The 18907-nt window shown below is 67.1% G+C and carries 19 protein-coding genes; 10 read left to right on the top strand and 9 right to left on the bottom strand.

All coding sequences use genetic code 11. The features are described 5' to 3' along the window. Window positions 1–21: 21 nt before the first annotated feature. The 5 genes from DBV35_RS26075 to DBV35_RS26055 all read left to right on the top strand — a co-directional run bounded on the left by DBV35_RS26075 (window position 22) and on the right by DBV35_RS26055 (window position 5593). The gene (locus DBV35_RS26075) at window positions 22–1029 is read left to right on the top strand and encodes a sugar ABC transporter substrate-binding protein (protein ID WP_108663301.1); all 1008 of its coding nucleotides are present in this window, start codon (window positions 22–24) and stop codon (window positions 1027–1029) included. Beyond that, window positions 1026–2282 (top strand): ABC transporter permease, encoded by a 1257-nt coding sequence (locus DBV35_RS26070; RefSeq protein WP_108663300.1) that lies wholly within the window; start codon window positions 1026–1028, stop codon window positions 2280–2282. The genes DBV35_RS26075 and DBV35_RS26070 overlap by 4 nt, the downstream gene beginning before the upstream one ends. Then, window positions 2279–3775 carry a sugar ABC transporter ATP-binding protein gene (locus tag DBV35_RS26065; protein WP_205648875.1) on the top strand — a complete coding sequence of 499 codons (1497 nt, stop codon included), beginning with the start codon at window positions 2279–2281 and terminating at the stop codon, window positions 3773–3775. Before DBV35_RS26070 ends, DBV35_RS26065 begins: the two co-directional genes overlap by 4 nt. 7 nt (window positions 3776–3782) lie before the next feature. Beyond that, window positions 3783–4760, top strand: coding sequence for an ABC transporter permease (locus DBV35_RS26060; RefSeq protein WP_108663299.1), 978 nt, complete (start codon window positions 3783–3785; stop codon window positions 4758–4760). A 71-nt stretch (window positions 4761–4831) separates the two neighbouring features. Continuing rightward, complete coding sequence (locus tag DBV35_RS26055; protein WP_108663298.1) at window positions 4832–5593, top strand: SDR family NAD(P)-dependent oxidoreductase; 762 nt, start codon at window positions 4832–4834, stop codon at window positions 5591–5593. Window positions 5594–5672: 79 nt separating this feature from the next. On the opposite strand, the gene DBV35_RS26050 is transcribed toward DBV35_RS26055, so the two are convergent. The 4 genes from DBV35_RS26050 to DBV35_RS26035 form a co-directional block, all read right to left on the bottom strand. Beyond that, complete coding sequence (locus DBV35_RS26050; RefSeq protein WP_108663297.1) at window positions 5673–6977, bottom strand: TRAP transporter large permease; 1305 nt, start codon at window positions 6975–6977, stop codon at window positions 5673–5675. Continuing rightward, the gene (locus tag DBV35_RS26045) at window positions 6964–7458 is read right to left on the bottom strand and encodes a TRAP transporter small permease (protein ID WP_108663296.1); all 495 of its coding nucleotides are present in this window, start codon (window positions 7456–7458) and stop codon (window positions 6964–6966) included. Before DBV35_RS26045 ends, DBV35_RS26050 begins: the two co-directional genes overlap by 14 nt. 83 nt (window positions 7459–7541) lie before the next feature. Further along, the gene (locus DBV35_RS26040) at window positions 7542–8531 is read right to left on the bottom strand and encodes a TRAP transporter substrate-binding protein (RefSeq protein ID WP_108663295.1); all 990 of its coding nucleotides are present in this window, start codon (window positions 8529–8531) and stop codon (window positions 7542–7544) included. Between the two features lie 142 nt (window positions 8532–8673). Continuing rightward, complete coding sequence (locus DBV35_RS26035; protein ID WP_108663294.1) at window positions 8674–10431, bottom strand: mechanosensitive ion channel family protein; 1758 nt, start codon at window positions 10429–10431, stop codon at window positions 8674–8676. 309 nt (window positions 10432–10740) lie between these two features. Here DBV35_RS26035 and DBV35_RS26030 point away from each other — a divergent pair, with 309 nt between their 5' ends. Beyond that, on the top strand, window positions 10741–11655 hold the full coding sequence (locus tag DBV35_RS26030; protein ID WP_108663293.1) for an SMP-30/gluconolactonase/LRE family protein: 915 nt from the start codon (window positions 10741–10743) through the stop codon (window positions 11653–11655). 88 nt (window positions 11656–11743) lie between these two features. Then, window positions 11744–12151, top strand: coding sequence for a GFA family protein (locus tag DBV35_RS26025; RefSeq protein WP_108663292.1), 408 nt, complete (start codon window positions 11744–11746; stop codon window positions 12149–12151). A gap of 84 nt (window positions 12152–12235) precedes the next feature. On the opposite strand, the gene purQ is transcribed toward DBV35_RS26025, so the two are convergent. The 3 genes from purQ to purC are packed head-to-tail and all read right to left on the bottom strand — an operon-like array spanning window position 12236 to window position 13946. Further along, a complete protein-coding gene (gene purQ, locus DBV35_RS26020) occupies window positions 12236–12895 on the bottom strand; it encodes a phosphoribosylformylglycinamidine synthase subunit PurQ (RefSeq protein WP_108663291.1) in 660 nt (219 codons plus the stop codon). Next, window positions 12895–13137 carry a phosphoribosylformylglycinamidine synthase subunit PurS gene (purS, locus tag DBV35_RS26015; protein ID WP_108663290.1) on the bottom strand — a complete coding sequence of 81 codons (243 nt, stop codon included), beginning with the start codon at window positions 13135–13137 and terminating at the stop codon, window positions 12895–12897. Before purS ends, purQ begins: the two co-directional genes overlap by 1 nt. After that, on the bottom strand, window positions 13134–13946 hold the full coding sequence (gene purC, locus DBV35_RS26010) for a phosphoribosylaminoimidazolesuccinocarboxamide synthase (RefSeq protein WP_245944095.1): 813 nt from the start codon (window positions 13944–13946) through the stop codon (window positions 13134–13136). Before purC ends, purS begins: the two co-directional genes overlap by 4 nt. A gap of 199 nt (window positions 13947–14145) precedes the next feature. Here purC and DBV35_RS26005 point away from each other — a divergent pair, with 199 nt between their 5' ends. Beyond that, on the top strand, window positions 14146–14466 hold the full coding sequence (locus tag DBV35_RS26005; RefSeq protein ID WP_108663288.1) for a DUF1476 domain-containing protein: 321 nt from the start codon (window positions 14146–14148) through the stop codon (window positions 14464–14466). A 103-nt stretch (window positions 14467–14569) separates the two neighbouring features. Here the strand turns inward: DBV35_RS26005 and DBV35_RS26000 are convergent, their stop codons facing one another. Next, window positions 14570–14878, bottom strand: coding sequence for a hypothetical protein (locus DBV35_RS26000; RefSeq protein WP_108663287.1), 309 nt, complete (start codon window positions 14876–14878; stop codon window positions 14570–14572). A 239-nt stretch (window positions 14879–15117) separates the two neighbouring features. On the opposite strand from DBV35_RS26000, the gene DBV35_RS25995 reads away from it, so the two are divergent. Further along, window positions 15118–15903: a MipA/OmpV family protein gene (locus tag DBV35_RS25995; RefSeq protein ID WP_108663286.1), complete on the top strand. Its 786-nt coding sequence runs from the start codon at window positions 15118–15120 to the stop codon at window positions 15901–15903. A gap of 81 nt (window positions 15904–15984) precedes the next feature. On the opposite strand, the gene DBV35_RS25990 is transcribed toward DBV35_RS25995, so the two are convergent. Further along, window positions 15985–17145 carry an NAD-dependent epimerase/dehydratase family protein gene (locus DBV35_RS25990; RefSeq protein WP_108663285.1) on the bottom strand — a complete coding sequence of 387 codons (1161 nt, stop codon included), beginning with the start codon at window positions 17143–17145 and terminating at the stop codon, window positions 15985–15987. Between the two features lie 347 nt (window positions 17146–17492). Between DBV35_RS25990 and DBV35_RS25985 the strand changes: the two genes are divergently transcribed. Further along, a complete protein-coding gene (locus DBV35_RS25985; protein ID WP_108663480.1) occupies window positions 17493–18905 on the top strand; it encodes a mannose-1-phosphate guanylyltransferase/mannose-6-phosphate isomerase in 1413 nt (470 codons plus the stop codon). Window positions 18906–18907 lie beyond the last annotated feature (2 nt).

Below are 18907 nucleotides of genomic sequence, written 5' to 3'. Positions count from 1 at the left end.
CATCAACCGGGAGGAAATTTCATGAATCGATTGACGAAACTCGGTCTCGGCGCGGTGCTTGCCGCGTCGGGCGCCGCCATCGCAGGCCCGGCCTCGGCGGCCACGATCTGCTTCGCCTTCCAGGATCTCGAGACCGAGTTCTGGGTCGCCGGCCACGCCGCCATCACCAAGACGCTGGAGGACGAGGGCCACACCGTCATCGAGCGCAACGCGAACGAGGACGCCAACCGCCAGCTCGAGCAGGTGCGCGACTGCATCGCCCAGGGCGTCGACGGCATCATCATCATCCCGCAGGACGGTGAGAGCGCGGTCACGATCGTGAAGGAGGCGCAGGAGAATGACGTTCCGATCGCCGTCTTCAACCGCCCGCCCTCTGACCTGTCGCGCGGCATCGTCGTCGTCGCCGACAATGCGACGATCGCCGGCCAGGCCGTCTCCTTCCTCGCCGAACAGGCCCTCGCCAAGGCCGGTGACGGCGCGAAGCTCCAGCCGCTGATCCTCGTCGGCGATCTCGGCGACCCGAACGCCGTCGGCCGCAAGGAAGGCTTCTACGCCGCGATCGGCGAGCACAAGGACCGCTTCGAGACCCCGATCGAAGTCGCGACGGAGTGGGATGCGGCGACGGCGCTCGCAAACCTCGAAGCCGCGGTGACGGCGAACCCGAAGATCGATCTCATCTTCACCTCCTCCGACTTCCTGTTCCCGACGATCCGCTCCGTGCTGGAGCCGCGCGGGATGTGGAAGAAGTCCGGCGAGGAGGGCCACATCCTCCTCGGCGGGCTCGACGGCGACGCCACCGCCTGCCAGCTCATCAAGGACGGCTATGTCGACGCGACCGGCGTGCAGGACCTCTATTTCGAGGCCGACCAGTCGCTGAAGGCGATCCTCTCCGCGATCGACTCGGGCGAGTACACCCCGAACCAGGTGATCGAGGATCCGGGCTTCGCGCTCACCTCGGCCAATCTCGGCGAGCGTGAGATGGACATGTGGGGCTGCGTGCTCCTGTCCGAAGGCTTCCTCAAGAAGTGAGCGAGGCCGCGCGCAACGCCACGCGCCCCCTCCCGGCCCACGGGCCGGGAGGCGAGTCGGCGCCCAGCCCGGCCGCCACCGCGACGCCGGCGCACACCACGCCGCGCCTCGGCGTGCGCCGGCCGTCCGGGGGGCAGCGGTCCGCGGCCGCGCGGCTGTCGCGGCGCGTCGGCGACCTCTTCCTGTCGGACTATTTCGTCCTCTATCTCTCGCTCGCCTACGTTCTCGTCCTCCTGCCCTTCCTGCCGACCCTCTCCAATCCGGCGAACGTGTCGAACATCCTGTCCAACATGTGGCCGCTCCTGGTGGTCGCGGTGGGGCAGACCTTCGTCCTCACCATCGCGGGCATCGACCTCAGCCAGGGCTCGGTCATCGGGCTCGCGAGCGTCGTCGGCGGGGCGCTCCTCGCGGTCGGCGGGTCGGGCGCGGTGCTGGAGAATGCACCTCTCTGGGGCACGGTGCTGACGGAGGAGGGCGGTCCGCTCGCGGGCGTGCCCTATGGTGTCCTCCTCGGCGTGTGCGCGATGCTCGTCACCGGGCTCATCATCGGCGCGATCAACGGCGCGTCCGTCGCCTATCTCAACATGCCGCCCTTCATGGTGACGCTCGTCGGCCTCATCGGCATCGGCGCACTCGCGATCTGGCTCACCCAGTCGGAGAATATCCGCCCGCTCCCCGACAGCTTCGTCGACCTCGGCAAGGGCGACATCGTCTCGGTCTATCTCGGCGCGCAGGACGAGCCGCGCATTCCGCGCCGGCAGATCTACTCCTTCGTGACCTACCCGATGGTGATCGCCGTCCTGATCGCGATCGGCGCGCACATCCTCCTCTCGCGCACCGTCTTCGGCCGCTACGTCACCGCGATCGGCGCCAACCGCCGTGCCGCCGAGATTTCCGGCGTGCCGGTGAAGCGGGTGATCGTGCTCGTCTTCATGATCTCGGCGGCGTGCGCGGCGGCCGGCTCCATCCTCTATTCGGCCCGCCTCGAGGCCGGCCGCCCGACACTCGGCGAAGGCGCGTTCCTGCTCGACGTGGTCGGCGCGGTCGTCATCGGCGGGACGAGTCTCTTCGGCGGCAAGGGCAAGATCATCTGGACGGTCTGGGGCGTCCTCTTCTTCGTGCTCCTCTCCAACACGCTGAACCTCATGAACCTCTCCTCCTTCCACATCGACATGGTGAAAGGCGGGGTCATCCTGGCCGCGGCGATGCTCGACGTCTTGCGCACGCGCCTGTTGCGGGAGCGCGCGACATGACTGCCCTCCTGCGGTTCGAGGATCTCTCGAAGGCCTTCTTCGGCGTCCACGCGGTGGAGGGCGTCTCCTTCGACGTGCCGGAGGGCGGCATTCTCGGTCTCATCGGCGAGAACGGGGCGGGCAAGTCCACGCTCATGAACATGGTCGGCGGGGTGGTGGAGCCGTCGGGCGGGGCGATGCTGTGGCGGGGCGAGCCCTACGCGCCGCGCGACGCGGCGGACGCCACCGCCCGCGGCGTCTCCTTCATCCACCAGGAGCTGAACCTCTTCTTCAACCTCACCGTCGCGGAAAATCTCTTCGTCGACGGCTTTCCCAAGTGGCACGGCCTCATCGATCGCGGCGCGATCCGCCGCCGCGCGAAGGAGCTGATGGAGGCGCTCGATCTCGACGTGTCGCCCGACGCGCTGATCGAGGATCTGTCGCCGGGGGAGCGGCAGCTCGTGGAGATCGCGAAGGCGCTCCACCGCGACGCCGAGCTCATCATCTTCGACGAGCCGACGACCTCGCTCACCCCGCGCGAGACGGTGCGCCTCTTCGAGGTGATCCGCCGGCTGAACGCGCAGGGCAAGACGATCATCTATATCAGCCACGTCCTCGGCGATGTCGCCGCGCTCTGCACACACATCGCGGTGCTGCGCGACGGCAAGCTGGTGGAGACGGCGCCGGCCGCCGAGTTCGACATCCCGCGCATGATCCGCGCGATGATCGGGCGCGAGCTGACGGGCCTCTTTCCCGAGCGCACCTCCCGCCCGACGGCCGATCCGGTCTTCGCCGTCACCGACCTCTCCCAGCCGGGCGTCCTCGAGAAGGTGTCGTTCGAGATCCATCGCGGCGAGATCCTCGGCCTCTTCGGGCTGATGGGGTCGGGCCGCAGCGAGCTTGCGCGCATCCTTTTCGGGCTCGACCCGCACACCGAGGGCGTCGTTACCATCGCGGGGCAGCCCTTGTCGGGCGGGCCGCGGGCGCGGATCGAGGCGGGGCTCGCCTTCGTGACGGAGGACCGTCGCGCCGAAGGGCTGATGATGGAGGCCCCGATCGCCGACAATCTCGCCCTCGTCGCCGTCGACCGCTTCGCCCGTCCGCCCCTCTCCCTCATCGACGCGGAGGCCTTCGACGAGGACACGCGCTTCGTCGCCGACCAGGTCCGCCTGAAGGCCGGCAACATCCGCCGCCAGCCGGCGAAGTCCCTCTCGGGCGGCAACCAGCAGAAGGTGGTGATCGGCAAGTGGCTGATGCGCGAGCCGCAGGTCTTCATCCTCGATGAGCCGACTCGCGGCGTCGATGTCGGCGCGAAATACGAGATCTACACGCTCGCCGATCGCCTCGCGGCGGGCGGCGGGGCGGTGCTCTTCATCTCCTCCGAGATCGAGGAGCTGATGGGGGTCTGCGACCGCATCCTCGTCATGAGCCAGGGCGAGATCGTGGGCGGGTTCGCCGCGCCGCCCTTCGAGCAGTCGGCCATCCTGTCGATGGCCTTCCGGCAGGGGGCGTGAGGGCGCGATGCAGGATCTCTTCACCCGGCTCGTCCTGAAGAACGCGACGGCGCTCATCTTCGTCGCCGTGATCGCCTTCTTCTGGCTTCAGGCGCCGCAATTCGTGTCGGCGGAGAATTTCGCCAACATCGTCAAGCAATCCTCCTTCATCGGGGTCGCGGCGGTGGGGATGAGCTTCGTCCTCCTGACGCGCGGGATCGACCTTTCGGTGGGCTCGGTCATGTATCTCGGCCCGCTGATCGCGGGGTTCGCGATGCGCGATCTCGGGGTCGGCGTCGCGGGCGGGCTCGTGGTCGCGGCCCTCGCCGGGCTCGCGATGGGGGCGATCAACGCGCTCTTCATCGTGCGCTTCAACATCGCCCCCTTCATCGTGACGCTGGCGACGCTGTTCTTCTTCCGCGGGGCGGGCACGTGGATGACGAGTTCGCGCCAGTTCGACTTCGACCGCTCGCTCCTCGATTTCGGCCTCGCGAGCGTCGCGGGCGTGCCGGTGCCGGTGGTGATCCTCCTCGTCTTCGTGATCGTCGCCCACATCGTCCTCACCCGGACGACCTTCGGGCGGCAGGTCTATGCGGTCGGGGCCGACCCTGAGGTGGCGCGCAAGGCCGGCATTCAGGTCGAGTGGGTGCGGGCGCGCGTCTACATCATCTCGTCCGCGTGCGCGGCGGTGGCGGGCTTCGTGCTGATCGCCCAGATCGGCCGCCTCGACGTCGCCTTCGGCGAGGGGCGGGAGTTCGACGTCATCGCCGCGGCGGTTCTCGGAGGGGTCAGTCTCTTCGGCGGCATCGGCTCGGCGCTCGGCGCGGCGGTGGGCGCGCTCCTCATCCAGACGGTGAAGACCGGCCTCGTCTTCACCACGGTGAACCTCTACCTGCAGCCGATCGTTCTCGCGGGGGTGATCTTCCTCGCCGTCCTCATCGACTCGCTGCGCGTGGTGCGGCTGCGCCAGGCGCGGCGGCGCACGATCCGGCCGATCACGCGGTAGTTTCCCTTTCCCCTCCGGGCGCACAATGCTAGCCGTGCCCGGAGAAAAATTCAGGAAAAGGGAGGGGTTCGGTGTTCAACGACCTCGTGGACAAGCGCGTTCTGATCACCGGCGGCAGCACCGGCATCGGCGCCGAATTGGCGATCGCCTTCGCCAGGGCCGGCGCCCGCGTCGGCGTCGTGGCGCACAGCAACAAGGCGGCTGGCGAAGAGGTGGTCCGCGCGGCGCGCGAGGCCGGCGCCGATGCCGAGCTGTTCGTCGCCGACGTGTCGAAGACCGAGGCGTGCCTCGGCCTCGTGGAGGCCTTCGTCGCGCGCTTCGGCGGCATCGACGTGCTGATCAACAATGCCGGGGCGCTGCTCCACCGCGTCGGCGCCGAGGCGGTGACGGACGAGACCTATGACGCGGTGCTCGACCTCAATGTGCGCTCGGTCATCATGATGTCGCGCTATGCGATCCCGCATCTGAAGGCGGCCGGCGGCGGCGCGATCGTCAACACCGGCTCGATCGCCGGGCGTGACGGGGGCGGCATCGGCTCGCTCCTCTATGCCGGGTCGAAGGCCTTCGTGCACGACATCTCGCGCAACATGGCGAAGGAGTTCGCGGCCGACGGCATCCGCGTGAACACGGTGGCGCCCGGCTATATCGAGACCCCGTTCCACGCCGCGACACCCGCCGCGCGCAAGGAGGCGATGACGAACTCGGTCGCGATGAAGCGGCCGGGGACGCCGGCTGAGTGCGTGCCGATCTACCTGTTCTTCGCCTCCAACGCCTGCAGCGGCTACATCACCGGCCAGATCATGGACGTGAATGGCGGGCAGTACATGCCCTGAGGGCGTCGGCCCTCGGACACGGAAAAGGCCGGGGTGGTGACCACCCCGGCCTTTTTTTCGTTCCGCGGTCCGGTCCGGATCAGCCGACGAATTGCGGCATGATGAGGCGCGGCAGGAAGAGGATCATGCCCGGCAGGAGGACGATCGCGAGAAGGACGACCAGCATCGGGACGAGGAGGACGGCGACGTCCTTCAAGGTGTCCACCAGCCTGATCTTGCCGATCGAGGCCGCGATCAGCAGGCACAGCCCGTAGGGCGGCGTGATGAGGCCGAAGGAGAGGCTGACGACGCCGATGATCGCGAAGTGGATCGGGTTCATGCCGACATGCTCGGTCACCGGCATCAGCACCGTGCCGAGGATGATGATCGCCGGGATCGCGTCGATGAACATGCCGATGATCAGGAAGGCGACGGCGACCATGATGCCCGTGCCGACGAGGCCGAGGCCCATCGCCTCGATCTGCCCGACGAGGGCGGCCGGGATCTTGAAGTAGGCGAGGCACCAGCCGAAGGCCGACGCCGTGCCGATGCAGAACAGCGAGATCGCGGCGAAGCGGGCGCTGTCATAGAGGATCGAGGGCAGGCGGCGCAGCGGCACCGTGCGGTAGATGAGGACGCCGAGCACCAGCGAGTAGAGCACCGCGACGACCGAGGCCTCGGTCGGCGTGAAGAAGCCGCCGACGATGCCGCCGATGATGATGAGCGGCGTCACGAGGGCGAGCACCGCGCCGGAGACGGCCGAGATCAGCTCGCGCAGGTTCGAGCGGACCGAGACCGGGTAGTTGCGGCGCTTGGCGTAGATGTAGACGGTCAGCATCTGCGAGCCGGCGATGAGGATGCCGGGGAGCACGCCCGCGAGGAACAGCCCACCGATCGAGACCGACATCAGGCCGCCCCACACCACCATCAGGATCGAAGGCGGGATGACGACGCCCATGACGCTGGAGCACGCCGTGATCGCGACGGAGAAGGAGGTGTCATAGCCCTCCTTCTTCATCTGCGGGATGAGGAGGGATCCGATGCCCGCCGCGTCCGCCGTCGACGAGCCGGAGATGCCCGCGAAGAGCATCGACACGACGACGTTGACGTGGCCGAGGCCGCCCGGCAGGTGGCCGACCAGCGCCTGCGACAGGCGCACGAGACGGTCCGTGATGCCGGCGCCGTTCATGAGGTTCGCCGCGAGCAGGAAGAACGGCACGGCGAGGAGCACGAAGGCGTTGTAGCTCTTGAACATCTCCCTGAGGAGAAGCACCGGCGTCAGCCGCGGCTCGATGAAGAAGACGGGTGTGACGGCGAGCGCGAGCGCAAACGCCACCGGCACCCGAAGAATGATCAGGAGGGCGAAGCCACCAAAGAGAATCGCCGCGACTTCACCCGGTCCCACTACGCTTTTCCATGTTGTATGCGTTGAACGCTTCGCCGACCTTTTCGGCGATGAAGATCATCCAGATGACGCCGGCGAGCGGCCAGGCGCCGTAGATGTAGAGCATCGGCAGTCCGGAGATTTCGGAGACCTGGCGCATGCCGAGCTTGGCGAAATCCCAGCCGAAATAGATGAAGGTGATCGCCGCGATGCCGACCGCCGCGATCGGGACGAGGCGCATCGTGAGCGCGATCGCCGGATTGCTGGACTGCGGCAGCAGGTCGACCTCGAAATGGGTCCAGTCGCGGACCGCGATCATCGCGCCGACCATGATGATCCACACGAAGCACAGGCGAGCAATCTCCTCGGTCCAGATATAGCGGGGCACGATGCCCGTATATCTGCTGAGGATCTGCATCGTGACGGGGACGATCAGCAGCGCCATCAGCAAGGTCAGGATGACCTTGAGGAGGCGATGGAGTCCTTCACAAAAGAGACGCATCGACCGCTTTCATCTTGAACAAGACGTTGGATACACGAGCGGCGGACACTCGCGTGCCCGCCGCATGTGCCGTGCCGAACGGATCAGTTCGCCTTGACGGCCTGGATCGCTTCCAGGACGTCAACCGCGCCGAGCTCTTCGGCGTAGGCCTTCTGAACCGGGGCGGCGAGCTCGAGGAGCTTGTCGCGCTCGGTGAACTCATGGGTCTTCAGGAGCCCGGCCTTCTCCATGGCGGCGAGCTTCTGGGCGTCCTGCTCGCTCTCGATCTGACGACCGAGCTTGCCACCTTCCTTGCCGGCCTTGAGGATGCATTCCTGCTCCTCGGGCGTCAGGCGCTCGAACGTGGCGTTCGCGAAGGCGATCGGGCGCACGGTGATCGCGTGCTGCGTCAGCGAGATCTCCGGGCCGACTTCGTAGAACTTCATCTGCTCGAGGCCCGCCGCCTCGTTCTCGGCCGCGTCGATGACGCCGGTCTGAATGGCGTTATAGACCTCGGAGTAGGCGATAACGGACGGGGCGGCGTGGATCGCCTCGAAGATGCGCGTCTGGATCGGGGCGCCCATCACGCGCATGGAGAGGCCTTCCAGCTCCTTCATGTTGGTGATCGGACGGTTGACGATCAGGTTGCGCGTGCCGCCGCCGGCATAGCCGATGAGGCGCACGTCGGCCTGGGCGAGCACGTCATCGGCCAGCGGCTCGAGCGCGCCCTGGTCGATCGCGGCGTTCCAGTGGTCGATGTCACGGAACAGGAACGGCATGTCCATCAGCGGGGCCTTCTGGGAGAAGGTGGACATGTGGGAGGGGCTGACGATCCCGTAATCGATCGCGATGCCCTGGCTCATGTTCTCGAAATAATCCTTTTCGAGGCCGAGCTCGGAATTGAGGTGCAGGTCGAACACCAGCGACCCGCCGCTGCATTCGGAAGCGACCTGTTCGAACTTGCGCAGCGCCTTGGTGAAGGCGTGGTCTTCGTTGAACTGGACAGCGCCGACGAGCGTGGTCTGCGCAACCGCCGGAGCGGCGAGAATGGCGCCGAGCGCGCACGCGCAGGCGAAAACCGTGGCACGGTTCATAGGATCCTCCCAATGGCGTTCATTATCGAACTTATTGTGGGGGGAGTGTTTGCGATTGGAATCGCCTTGTCAATCGATCTAGTAGCCCGAATTGTGGTCAATTCCGGGCCCTCGATCGACAGTGCCGCCACCTTGGGCGGTGTCAGGCGCGGCGCTGGCGAACCTCGTCGTCGCCAAGGTCGGACGCCTTGGCGAGATGCTCCGCGCTGATCTCGTGCCCGTCCTCCTCGACCTTCACGCGCACCTCTCGGCCGGCGAAGTCGATCCCCATCGTGCGGAAGAGCTCCTGGATTTTCAAGTAGACGATGCGGCGGAGCACGAACTGCTCGCCCGGCTTCGTCATGAACTTCACGCGCATCTTCATGCCGAAATCGTCGATGTCGATGACGCCCTGCGACTTCAGCGGCTCGATGAATTTGTCCCCGATCTCCGGGTCCTTCAGGAGCTCCTGGCCGAGCGTCTTGATGAGCTTGCGCACGCGCTCGGTGTCGGTGCCGAAGGGGACGCGCACGGTGAGCTTCATCACCACCCAGTCGCGCGAGAAATTGTTCACGTACTGGATCTCGCCGAACGGGATCGTCTGGAGCGGGCCGTTGTGGTGGCGGAGCTGGACCGAGCGGATCGAGACCTGCTCGACGAACCCCTTGGCCGAACCCGTGTCGATATATTCGCCGGGGCGGAAGGCATCGTCGACGAGGAAGAAGATACCCGAGAAGATGTCCCGCACCAGCGCCTGCGCGCCGAAGCCGATCGCGATACCGCCGACGCCGAGCCCGGTGATGATGGAGTAGGCGGGGAGGCCGAAGGTCTGGCTCGCATGGACGATGATGCCGACGACCACGATCGCGGCGACGCCGGTGGAGGCGAGGCGCACGAGGCGGCCCGTCGCCGCGTTCGGGCTCAGCCCCCGCACGCGGATGATGAGCTCGGTGACGCTCGCGATCACCAGGATCGCGAGCCAGGCGAGCATCATGTAGCCGACGATGTCGAGGAGGTAGGTGACGATGTCGAGCGGCGTGCCGGTGAGGTTGATGGTGAGGTCGATGAAGGCCTGCGCCGCGAAGACGAGGCCGACCGAGACGGCGAGCGTGGCGATCGTGTAGGGCGCGAGCCGGCCGGAATCCGCGCTCCGGCGTGCGTCGACGCGTCGCGCCCAGACGATCAGCCCCGCCGCCACGAGGCCGGTGAGGAGGAGGACGAGCCCGGTCGCGCCCCATTGCCAGATCGTCTGCTCGGCGATGACGATCTTCGCCCAGTCCGGAAGGCGCTCGCTCCAGCCGAGGGCGAGGCCGGGGCCGGGCGTCGTCAGGTACGCCTCGTAGATCTCGGGCGTCGCCCCTTCCCGATAGGGGAGGTCGCGCACACGCTGATAGAAGTCGCGCGCCCGCGCGATGGTCTGGTGGTCGAAGAGATATTCGCCCGCGCGCGGTCCCGTCTCCACGCGCGCTATGACGATCTCGGTGTGCGGGATGCGCCAGCGCGTGACGCCCTCGGCAAGGCGCGTCGCGGTGAGGGGGGTGTCCTCCGTCGCGGGCTCGCCGGGGATGTGCTCGGAGGCGGGCAGCTCCAGCCGATCGATCACCTCCTTCAGCATCAGCGCCGATTCGATGCCGCGGCTCTCGGCGAAGCGGGGCGGGAAGGTGGAGAGATCGAGCGTGCGGACCGCGCGGCGCAGCGCCTCCTCCGAGGCCGGCCCGTCATTCCCGGCGCCGAGCGTGTAGGCCTCCTCGATCGCCTCGATGAAGCTCGTGAGCGTTGCCTCCGGGCTCGACGTGTCGGCGGGCTCCAGCGGGAAGCCGTCGATCGCGCCCGCGCCCTGCGGGAGGAGGGCGGCGAGCGCGATGGCGATCGCGCCGAGGAGGCGCGCGAGGCGCGGCGTCCGCCGCCGGCGATCCATCATGGCCCAGTGCCCCCTCTGCCCATTCCGCCCAGATCCGCCTCAATCCTTACGGGGCTTAACAAATAGGCTTCAAGCACGGGTTGGGCCGTCGGGGGCGCGGTCCGGCCCTTTCCATCGCCCGCGCGGCATTTTTGCGGGGGCCGATTGGTGGAGGCCGGCGCGTCGGATCATTCGTGGAAGGATCCGACTTTAGACCGGCGACATTTGGGCATAAGTTGCCACGGCCCGCCACGGAGCGCGGGCGAACCCAACCGCCGCGGCGGACCCGCCGCTCGCGCAGCAAATAGACAAGAAGAGAGAGGGGGCGCCATGTACGCCGAGCACGTGGAAGTCATCGAGCCAGCGTTCAAGAAGCTCGCACAGGGCAACGTGTATATGGAGAAGTTGTGGACCGGGGCGCGCTGGACCGAAGGTCCGGCCTACTTCGCCGGCGGCCGCTATCTCGTCTTCTCCGACATCCCGAACAACCGGATGATGCGTTATGACGAGACCGACGGCGGTGTGTCGGTGTTCCGCCAGCCGTCGAACAACACCAACGGCAACACGCGCGACCGCGAGGGCCGGCTCGTCAGCGCCGAGCATCTCGGCCGCCGCGTCACCCGCACCGAGCATGACGGCACGATCACCGTCATCGCCGACAACTACCAGGGCAAGCGCCTCAACTCACCGAACGATGTCGTCGTCCACCCCGACGGCAGCATCTGGTTCACCGACCCGACCTACGGCATCGACATCGACTATGAGGGCGCGCGCGCGGAGAGCGAGGTCGGCGCCTCCTACGTCTACCGCGTCGATCCGGGGACGGGCGCGATCGAGGCCGTCGCCACCGATTTCGTGAAGCCGAACGGCCTCGCCTTCACCCCCGACTACAGCGCGATCTACATCGCCGACACGGGGGCGAGCCACGTGGAGAACGGGCCGCGCCACATCCGCCGCTTCTCCGTCAGCGGCAAGACGCTGTCGGGCGGCGAGGTGTTCGCCACCTGCGGCTATGGCATGTTCGACGGCTTCCGCTTCGACGAGTCGGGCAATCTGTGGACGAGCGCCGGCGACGGCGTGCACTGCTACAATCCGGGTGGCGACCTCATCGGCAAGCTGAAGGTGCCGGAAGTGGTCGCGAACATCTCCTGGGGCGGCCCGCGCCTCAACCGCCTCTATATCTGCGGCACGTCCTCGCTCTACGCGACCTACCTGCGCACGAACGGGATGCCCTATCCGCGCTGAGGCGGCCCACCCCTCGGACCCAGGACGAAGGCCCGGCCGCGCGCGCGACCGGGCCTTCCGTTCCGCCTGACCTTGCGAAGAGCCCAACATGAAACACCTGGCGTCGGGACGCTGCCTGTGCGGGGCGGCGCGGTTCGAGATCGCGGGCGAATGGGAGAGCTTCTTCCTGTGCCACTGCGCGCGCTGCCGAAAGGACACCGGCACGGCTCACGCCGCGAACCTCTTCTCCTCGCGGGCCGAGATCACCTGGCTTTCAGGACGAGAGACGATCAAGACGTTTCAGCTTCCCGGCACGCGCCATGTGCGGAGCTTCTGCACGGAATGCGGGTCCGCTCTTCCGTCGCTCCAGTTGGACGGGGCGCTGCTGGTCGTGCCGGCCGGTTCCCTCGACACGGAGGTCGGCATCCGGCCGACGGCGCACATCTCGTACGCGAGCCGCGCGTCATGGGATGACCGCCTCGACGCCGTGGAGAAGATCGACGAGCTTCCCAGTTAGGCCGAATGGCCGAGCCTGAAAACACGAGAGCCGCCCTGTGAGGGGCGGCTCCGGTCGTCGACGCTCAAGCCGTCGCCGGCGCGGTCAGGCGCAGGCGGCGACGATGCTCTGGAACAGCGGCAGCCCGTCGCGGTTGGTGTGGATCGCCTCCACCGCGTTCTCCGGGTGCGGCATCAGGCCGAGCACGTTGCCGCGCTCGTTGGTGATGCCGGCGATGTCGTTGATCGAGCCGTTGAGGTCCTCGCGATAGCGGAAGATCACCCGGCCCTCGCCCTCGAGACGCTTCAACGTCTCCTCGTCGGCGCGATAGTTGCCGTCGTGGTGGGCGGTGGGGAAGGTGACCTCGGCGCCGGTCTCGTAGGTGCCGGTGAAGGGGCCGGACTGCTCGACCGCGAGGCGCACGGGGCGGCACACGAAGGTGAGGCGCGCATTGCGCATCAGCGCGCCCGGCAGGAGCCGCGCCTCGGTCAGCACCTGGAAGCCGTTGCACACGCCGAGCACGTAGCCGCCGCGGGCCGCATGGTCGGCGACGGCGCGCATCACCGGCGAGCGGGCCGCGATGGCGCCTGCGCGCAGATAGTCGCCGTGCGCGAAGCCGCCGGGGACCATGACGAGGTCGACGTCGGGCAGGCTCGTCTCGGTGTGCCAGACGAGGTGAGGGGCCTCGCCGCCGGCGAGCGTGATGGCCCGCGCGGCGTCATGCTCGCGGTTCGAGCCGGGGAAGACGATGACGGCGGAACGCATCAGGGCAGGATGGCGATGTCGTAGCGTTCGACGACCGTGTTCGCGAGGAGGTCTTCGCACATGCGGCCCACCTCCGCCCGCGCCGTGTCGGCGTCGGTCGTCGTCAGCTCGAGGTCGATGATCTTGCCCTGGCGCGCGGAGGCGACGCCCCCGTAGCCGAGGTCGGAGAGGGCGCCTTCGATCGCCTTCCCCTGCGGGTCGAGCACGCCGTTCTTCAGCGTGATCGTGACGCGTGCCTTCATGACTGCACCAGCGTCGGGCCGGAGACGACGGGCCGCTCCTGCTCCGGCAGGATGCCGAGACGGCGCGCGACCTCCTGATAGGCCTCCAGGAGGCCGCCGAGATCCTTGCGGAAGCGGTCCTTGTCGAGAACCTTGGCTTCCTTGTCGTCGGTCTTGATGTCCCACAGGCGGGCGGAGTCGGGGCTGATCTCGTCGGCGACGACGACCCGCATCATGTCGTTCTCCCAGAGACGCCCGCATTCCATCTTGAAGTCGACGAGGCGGATGCCGACGCCGAGGAAGAGGCCGGCGAGGAAGTCGTTGACGCGCACGGCGAGCGCCATGATGTCGTCGAGCTCCTGCGGGGTGGCCCAGCCGAAGGCGGTGATGTGCTCTTCGGTGACGAGCGGGTCCTCGAGCTCATCGTTCTTGTAATAGAATTCGATGATCGAGCGCGGCAGCTGCGTGCCTTCTTCGAGCCCGAGGCGCTTCGCCAGCGAGCCTGCGGCGACATTGCGCACCACGATCTCGAGCGGAATGATCTCCACCTCGCGGATCAACTGCTCGCGCATGTTGAGCCGACGGATGAAATGGGTGGGTATCCCCATTTCATTGAGGTGATTGAAGATGTGCTCGGAGATGCGGTTGTTGAGAACGCCCTTGCCGTCGATGACGTCTTTCTTGCGGGCGTTATAGGCGGTAGCATCATCCTTGAAGTGCTGAATGAGCGTGCCGGGCTCCGGGCCCTCATACAGGATTTTTGCTTTGCCTTCGTAGATGCGGCGGCGACGGCTCATGGGGATGTACCGACTCAGGTTAGGCTGTTTCATAGGGAAGGCGCGAGCCATAGGTTTAAGACAGGATCGGTGGATCTCACCAGCCCTGCCTTGCCGCACGGTCGCGCCGCGACCTTCAAATAATGACTCTTTGACGCTATCCCATAGAGCGCTTCGCCTCAATGGTGTCGGATCGCGCGTTGACTCTGAACGCACCATCAAATCATAGACGCGGCAACGATGGAGGCGGACGATGACCCAGTTTGAAGATCGGGAACGCGCATTCGAGGCCCGCTTTGCGCACGACGAGGAATTGCGCTTCAAGTCGATCGCGCGGCGCAACAAGCTGCTCGGCGTCTGGGCCGCGCAGCAGCTCGGCCGCGAGGGCGCCGACGCCGAGGCCTATGCGAAGGACGTGATTCGCGCGGATTTCGACGAGCCGGGCGACGAGGACGTGTTCCGCAAGGTCTATGGCGACCTGTCGGCCGCGGGCATCTCGATCACCGAAGAGGCCGTGCGCCTCAAGATGCGCGAGCTTCTGATGACGGCGGCGGAAGAGATCTCCGCCTCCTGAGCCTTGCCGCGCCGCGAAGGCGGCACCCCGAATCGAAACGGCCGCGCCGGGTTCGCCCGCGCGGCCGTTCTCGTGTGCGACGCCTGGCGCGCCGGGTGGTGGTTCACTGCGCCGCGGGCGCGGGGGTCGTCGTCTCGGCCGCGGGCGGCGTCGCGGTGTCGCTCGCGGGGGCCGGGGCGGTCACGGACGGCGTGGTGGTCGTCACGGGCGCGGGCGCGGCTTCGTTCGCGGCCGTCGTCCGCTCCAGCGCCGGGACCGGCGTCGCAATGTCTTCGTTGTCCTCGGTGAAGACGTAGAAATAGGCGCCGAGCGCCAGGACCACGGCGGTTGCCGTGCTGATGATGAGGATCGTCAGCGTGTGTGTCCCGAACGCGCCCTGGCGGGCTTCCGTCGTCGTGTGGATCTCAGCCATGCGTTCATCTCCACAATCTGTTCTCGCGCCGCGGATTGCCGGTTTCGGGTGAAACCTCGGCGCGTCGACAGGAAAATGATCGGATCGTGGGCCCGGTTCCCGGGGTGCGACAGGACGTGTTGCCCAACTGTCACGACAGCGCCGGGACTCGCGGCGCGAACGGCCGCGCCTGTGTAAATATCCTTTTCATCGTCGACGGTTGGCGACAGTGTCGGGGTACCTTGCGGGAGTAGCCCTTAGTGCGTTTCGTATCCAGCGCGGTTCTCGTCCTCGCGATGACAGTGTCCGCCCAGGCCGCGGACCCTTACGCGCCCCCGCCGGAAGCGGAGGAGGTCGTCGAGCACCGCGACATCGTGTTCGATCTCGGCATCGGCGCGCAGCTCCAGCCGCAATTCCCCTCGTCCGACAAGTACATGGTGACGCCCTGGCCGATCGCCGGCCTGCACTTCCTGCGCGTCCCGATCCTCGGCGAGGTGGTCGACGGCAAGGTGCGCGTCATCTCGATCTATCCGGCCTATGATTTCACCGGCACGCGCGAGGAAGACGACGCGCGCTACCTGAACGGAACGGGCAAGGTCGACTGGTCCGTCGAGTTGGGCCCCGGCATCGCCTTCTCGAAAGGGCCGATCCGCGCCTTCGCGGAAATCCGCTACGGCCTCACCGGCCACAATGGCTTCGTGGGCGAGGTCGGCGTCGACTTCATCGCCAACCAGTTCGCCCGGTTCGAAGTGCGCGGCGGCCCGCGCCTCAGCGTCGCATCCGACGACTACATGGACACCTATTTCGGCGTCCCCACCACCGCGACCGAGCTTGCGCCCTACGATCCGAGCGGCGGCATCAAGGATGTCGGCCTCGCCATCCAGGCGACCTACCGCATCACCGACAAGCTGAGCCTGCGCGGCAAGGCCGAGTACACCCGCTATGTGGGCGACGCCGCCGACAGCCCGATCGTGAAGGCCGGCAACACGGACGAGTTCATCGTCGGCATCGGCGTCAGCTACCTCTTCGGCCTCGACCTTTATTGACGGCCTCCGGCCCCGCTGCCGGGCACAGGCACAAAAAAGCCCCGGAGCGCGCTCCGGGGCTTTTTGCGTTGGGGGCGACCCTCAGCGCCAGAGGGAGACGCAGGGGATCTTGGAGCGATCGCAGCGGTCCGCGTAGCGCTTGGCGATGTCGGTCACCTCGCGCATGAGGCCGGCCTGCAGCGTGATCGGCTTCAGGCCGAGGTGCAGGAAGCGGTCGTGCTCCACGTGCAGCTCGTTCTCCGCCGCCTCGTTGCGCGGGTTGTCGAGATAGGCGACCTCCACCCCGGTCAGCTCCGCGATCATCTTGGCGAGGTCGCGGATGCGGTGGGTCTCGGTCATCTGGTTGAGGATGTTCACCCGCTCGCCGGCCTGGGGCGGGTTCTCGATGGCAAGCTCCACGCAGCGGCAGGTGTCGCGGATGTGGATGAAGGCGCGCGTCTGGCCGCCCGTGCCGTGGACGGTGAGCGGGTAGTCGATCGCCGCCTGCATGAGGAAGCGGTTCAGGACCGTGCCGTAGTCGCCGTCATAGTCGAAGCGGTTGATGAGACGCTCGTCCTTCGAGGTCTCGTCGGTCTGCGTGCCCCAGACGATGCCCTGGTGAAGGTCGGTGATCTTCACCTTGTCGTTCTTGTTGTAGTAGAAAAAGAACAGCTGATCCTGGGTCTTCGTCATGTGGTAGATCGAGCCGGGATTGGCCGGATAGAGGATCTCCTGATCCGTCAGCCCGTTCTCGGTGTCGACCTTCACCCGCAGATAGCCTTCGGGAATCTTCATCCCCGCCGTGCCGTAACCGTAGACGCCCATCGTCCCGAGATGGACGAGGTGGACGTCGAGCCCCGACTCCACGATCGCGCACAGGACATCGTGCGTCGCGGTGAGGTTGTTGCGCACCGTGTAGCGCTTGTGCATCGGGCTCTTCATCGAGTAGGGCGCGGCGCGCTGCTCGGCGAAATGCACGATGGCGTCCGGCTTCTCCTCGATGATGAGGGAGAGGAGGCGGTGATAATTCTCGCCGACCGTGAAGTTGACGTGGCGGATGGTTTGTCCGCTCACTTCCTTCCAGGCAGCCAGGCGCTCCGACAGGTGCCGGATGGGCGTCAGCGACTCGACCTCGAGCTCCACATCGATTTTGCGGCGCGACAGGTTGTCGACGATGATGACCTCATGGCCTCGCTGCGAAAGGTGCAGGCTGGTCGGCCAGCCGCAGAACCCATCGCCACCGAGAACGATGATCTTCGCCATGGAACGTTGCTCCGATCATAGGTCTTGTTTCGACCGTTAGGAGGGAATCGTGGGCAGTCGGTCGAGGGACGATCGGTGACCAGCGATGGCGCTCCGCTTACACGCAAAACGTTGCCGGATAAAAGAGGTCTTGCCGCATTGCTCCTCAGCGCGGTCATTCACCGCGTGCCGGCGCATGGGTGGGTCCCGTCTCGTTTTGGCCATCCGAACGCCGAAATCCTGGTTTGTCTGGTGTTTGCGGCTCCGTCGGGCGAGAATCGCGCCGGGGCGGATCCCGCACGCGCGCCGCACTAGCGATCGAAAGTCGCGGGTGCTACCCGTCGGGCATCGAGTGGATGGACGAGCTGATGAGCATTTACCCTGTCGTTCTGGCCGGCGGTCGTGGGACCCGGCTGTGGCCCCTGTCCCGAGCGGACAAGCCGAAGCAATTCCTGCCGATGCACGGGGAGCACAGCCTCTTTCAGAAGACGATCGAGCGCCATGCCGGGATCGACGGGCTCGCCGCGCCGTGGGTCGTCTGCGGCGTCGCCGACCGCTTCCAGGTCGATGACGGGCTGACGGGCATCGGCGTTTCCGACGCGACGGTGATGCTGGAGCCCTCCGCCCGCAACACCGCGCCGGCGATCGCCGCCGTCGCCGAGGCGCTCGTCGCGCTGGATCCGGACGCGATCCTCTTCGTCCTTCCCTCCGACCACCTCATCACCCCGGACGCCGCCTATTTCGAGACGCTGCAGGGCGCCTTCGCCGCCGCCCGCGCCGGCAAGATGGTCACCTTCGGGGTGACGCCCACCCATCCCGAGACCGGATACGGCTACATCAAGGCCGCGCCCGGCGGCGACACCGTCCGCCCGGTCGAGCGCTTCGTGGAGAAGCCGCCGATCGACGAGGCGGCGCGCATGGTCGCCGACGGCAGCTATTTCTGGAACGCGGGCTTCTTCGCCTTCGGCGCGCGCGCCTTCCTCGACGAACTCGCCAAGACCGCGCCCGAGGTGGTCGAGGTCGCGGCCGAAGCCGTCGCCGGGGCGAAGCGCGAGAACGGCTCGATCCTCCTCTCCGAGGCGGCCTACGCCCGCGCGCCAGACATCTCGATCGACTACGCCCTCTTCGAGCGCACGCAGAAGGCCGCCGTCGCACCGATCTCGTGCCGCTGGTCCGATGTCGGCTCCTGGCGCGCCTACTGGGAGACGCTCGACAAGGACGATGCCGGCAACGCCATCCGCGGCAAGGGCATCTCCGTCGGCTCCAAGAACTCGCTGATCGTCTCGAACCGCGCCGACGTCGTGGCGCTCGGCGTCGAGGACATGGCGATCATCGCGGTGGAGGATGCGATCCTCGTCTGCCCGCTCGACCGCGCGCAGGACGTGAAGAACGTCGTCGCCACCCTCAAGAGCGGCAAGCGGCACGAGCTTCTCGACGTGTCGCCGACGGTCAACCGGCCCTGGGGCGGTTATTCCTCGATCATGAACGGGCCGCGCTTCCAGGTGAAGCACCTGTTCGTGTCGCCCGGCAAGCGCCTCTCCTTGCAGAAGCACCACCACCGCCAGGAGCACTGGGTCGTCGTGCGCGGGACCGCTGAGGTGACGATCGACGGCGAGGTGCAGACCCTCACCGAGAACCAGTCCACCTACATCCCGCTCGGCGCGGTGCACCGCCTCGCCAATCCGGGCCGCATCCTCCTCGAGGTGATCGAGGTGCAGACCGGCTCCTATCTCGGCGAGGACGACATCGTCCGCCTGCAGGACGAGTGGGGCCGCACCTGAGG

It is taken from the genome of Acuticoccus kandeliae, from assembly GCF_003073115.1.
The sequence above is the reverse complement of the archived record's forward strand: the minus strand, read 5'-3'. Positions and strand labels throughout refer to the sequence as shown.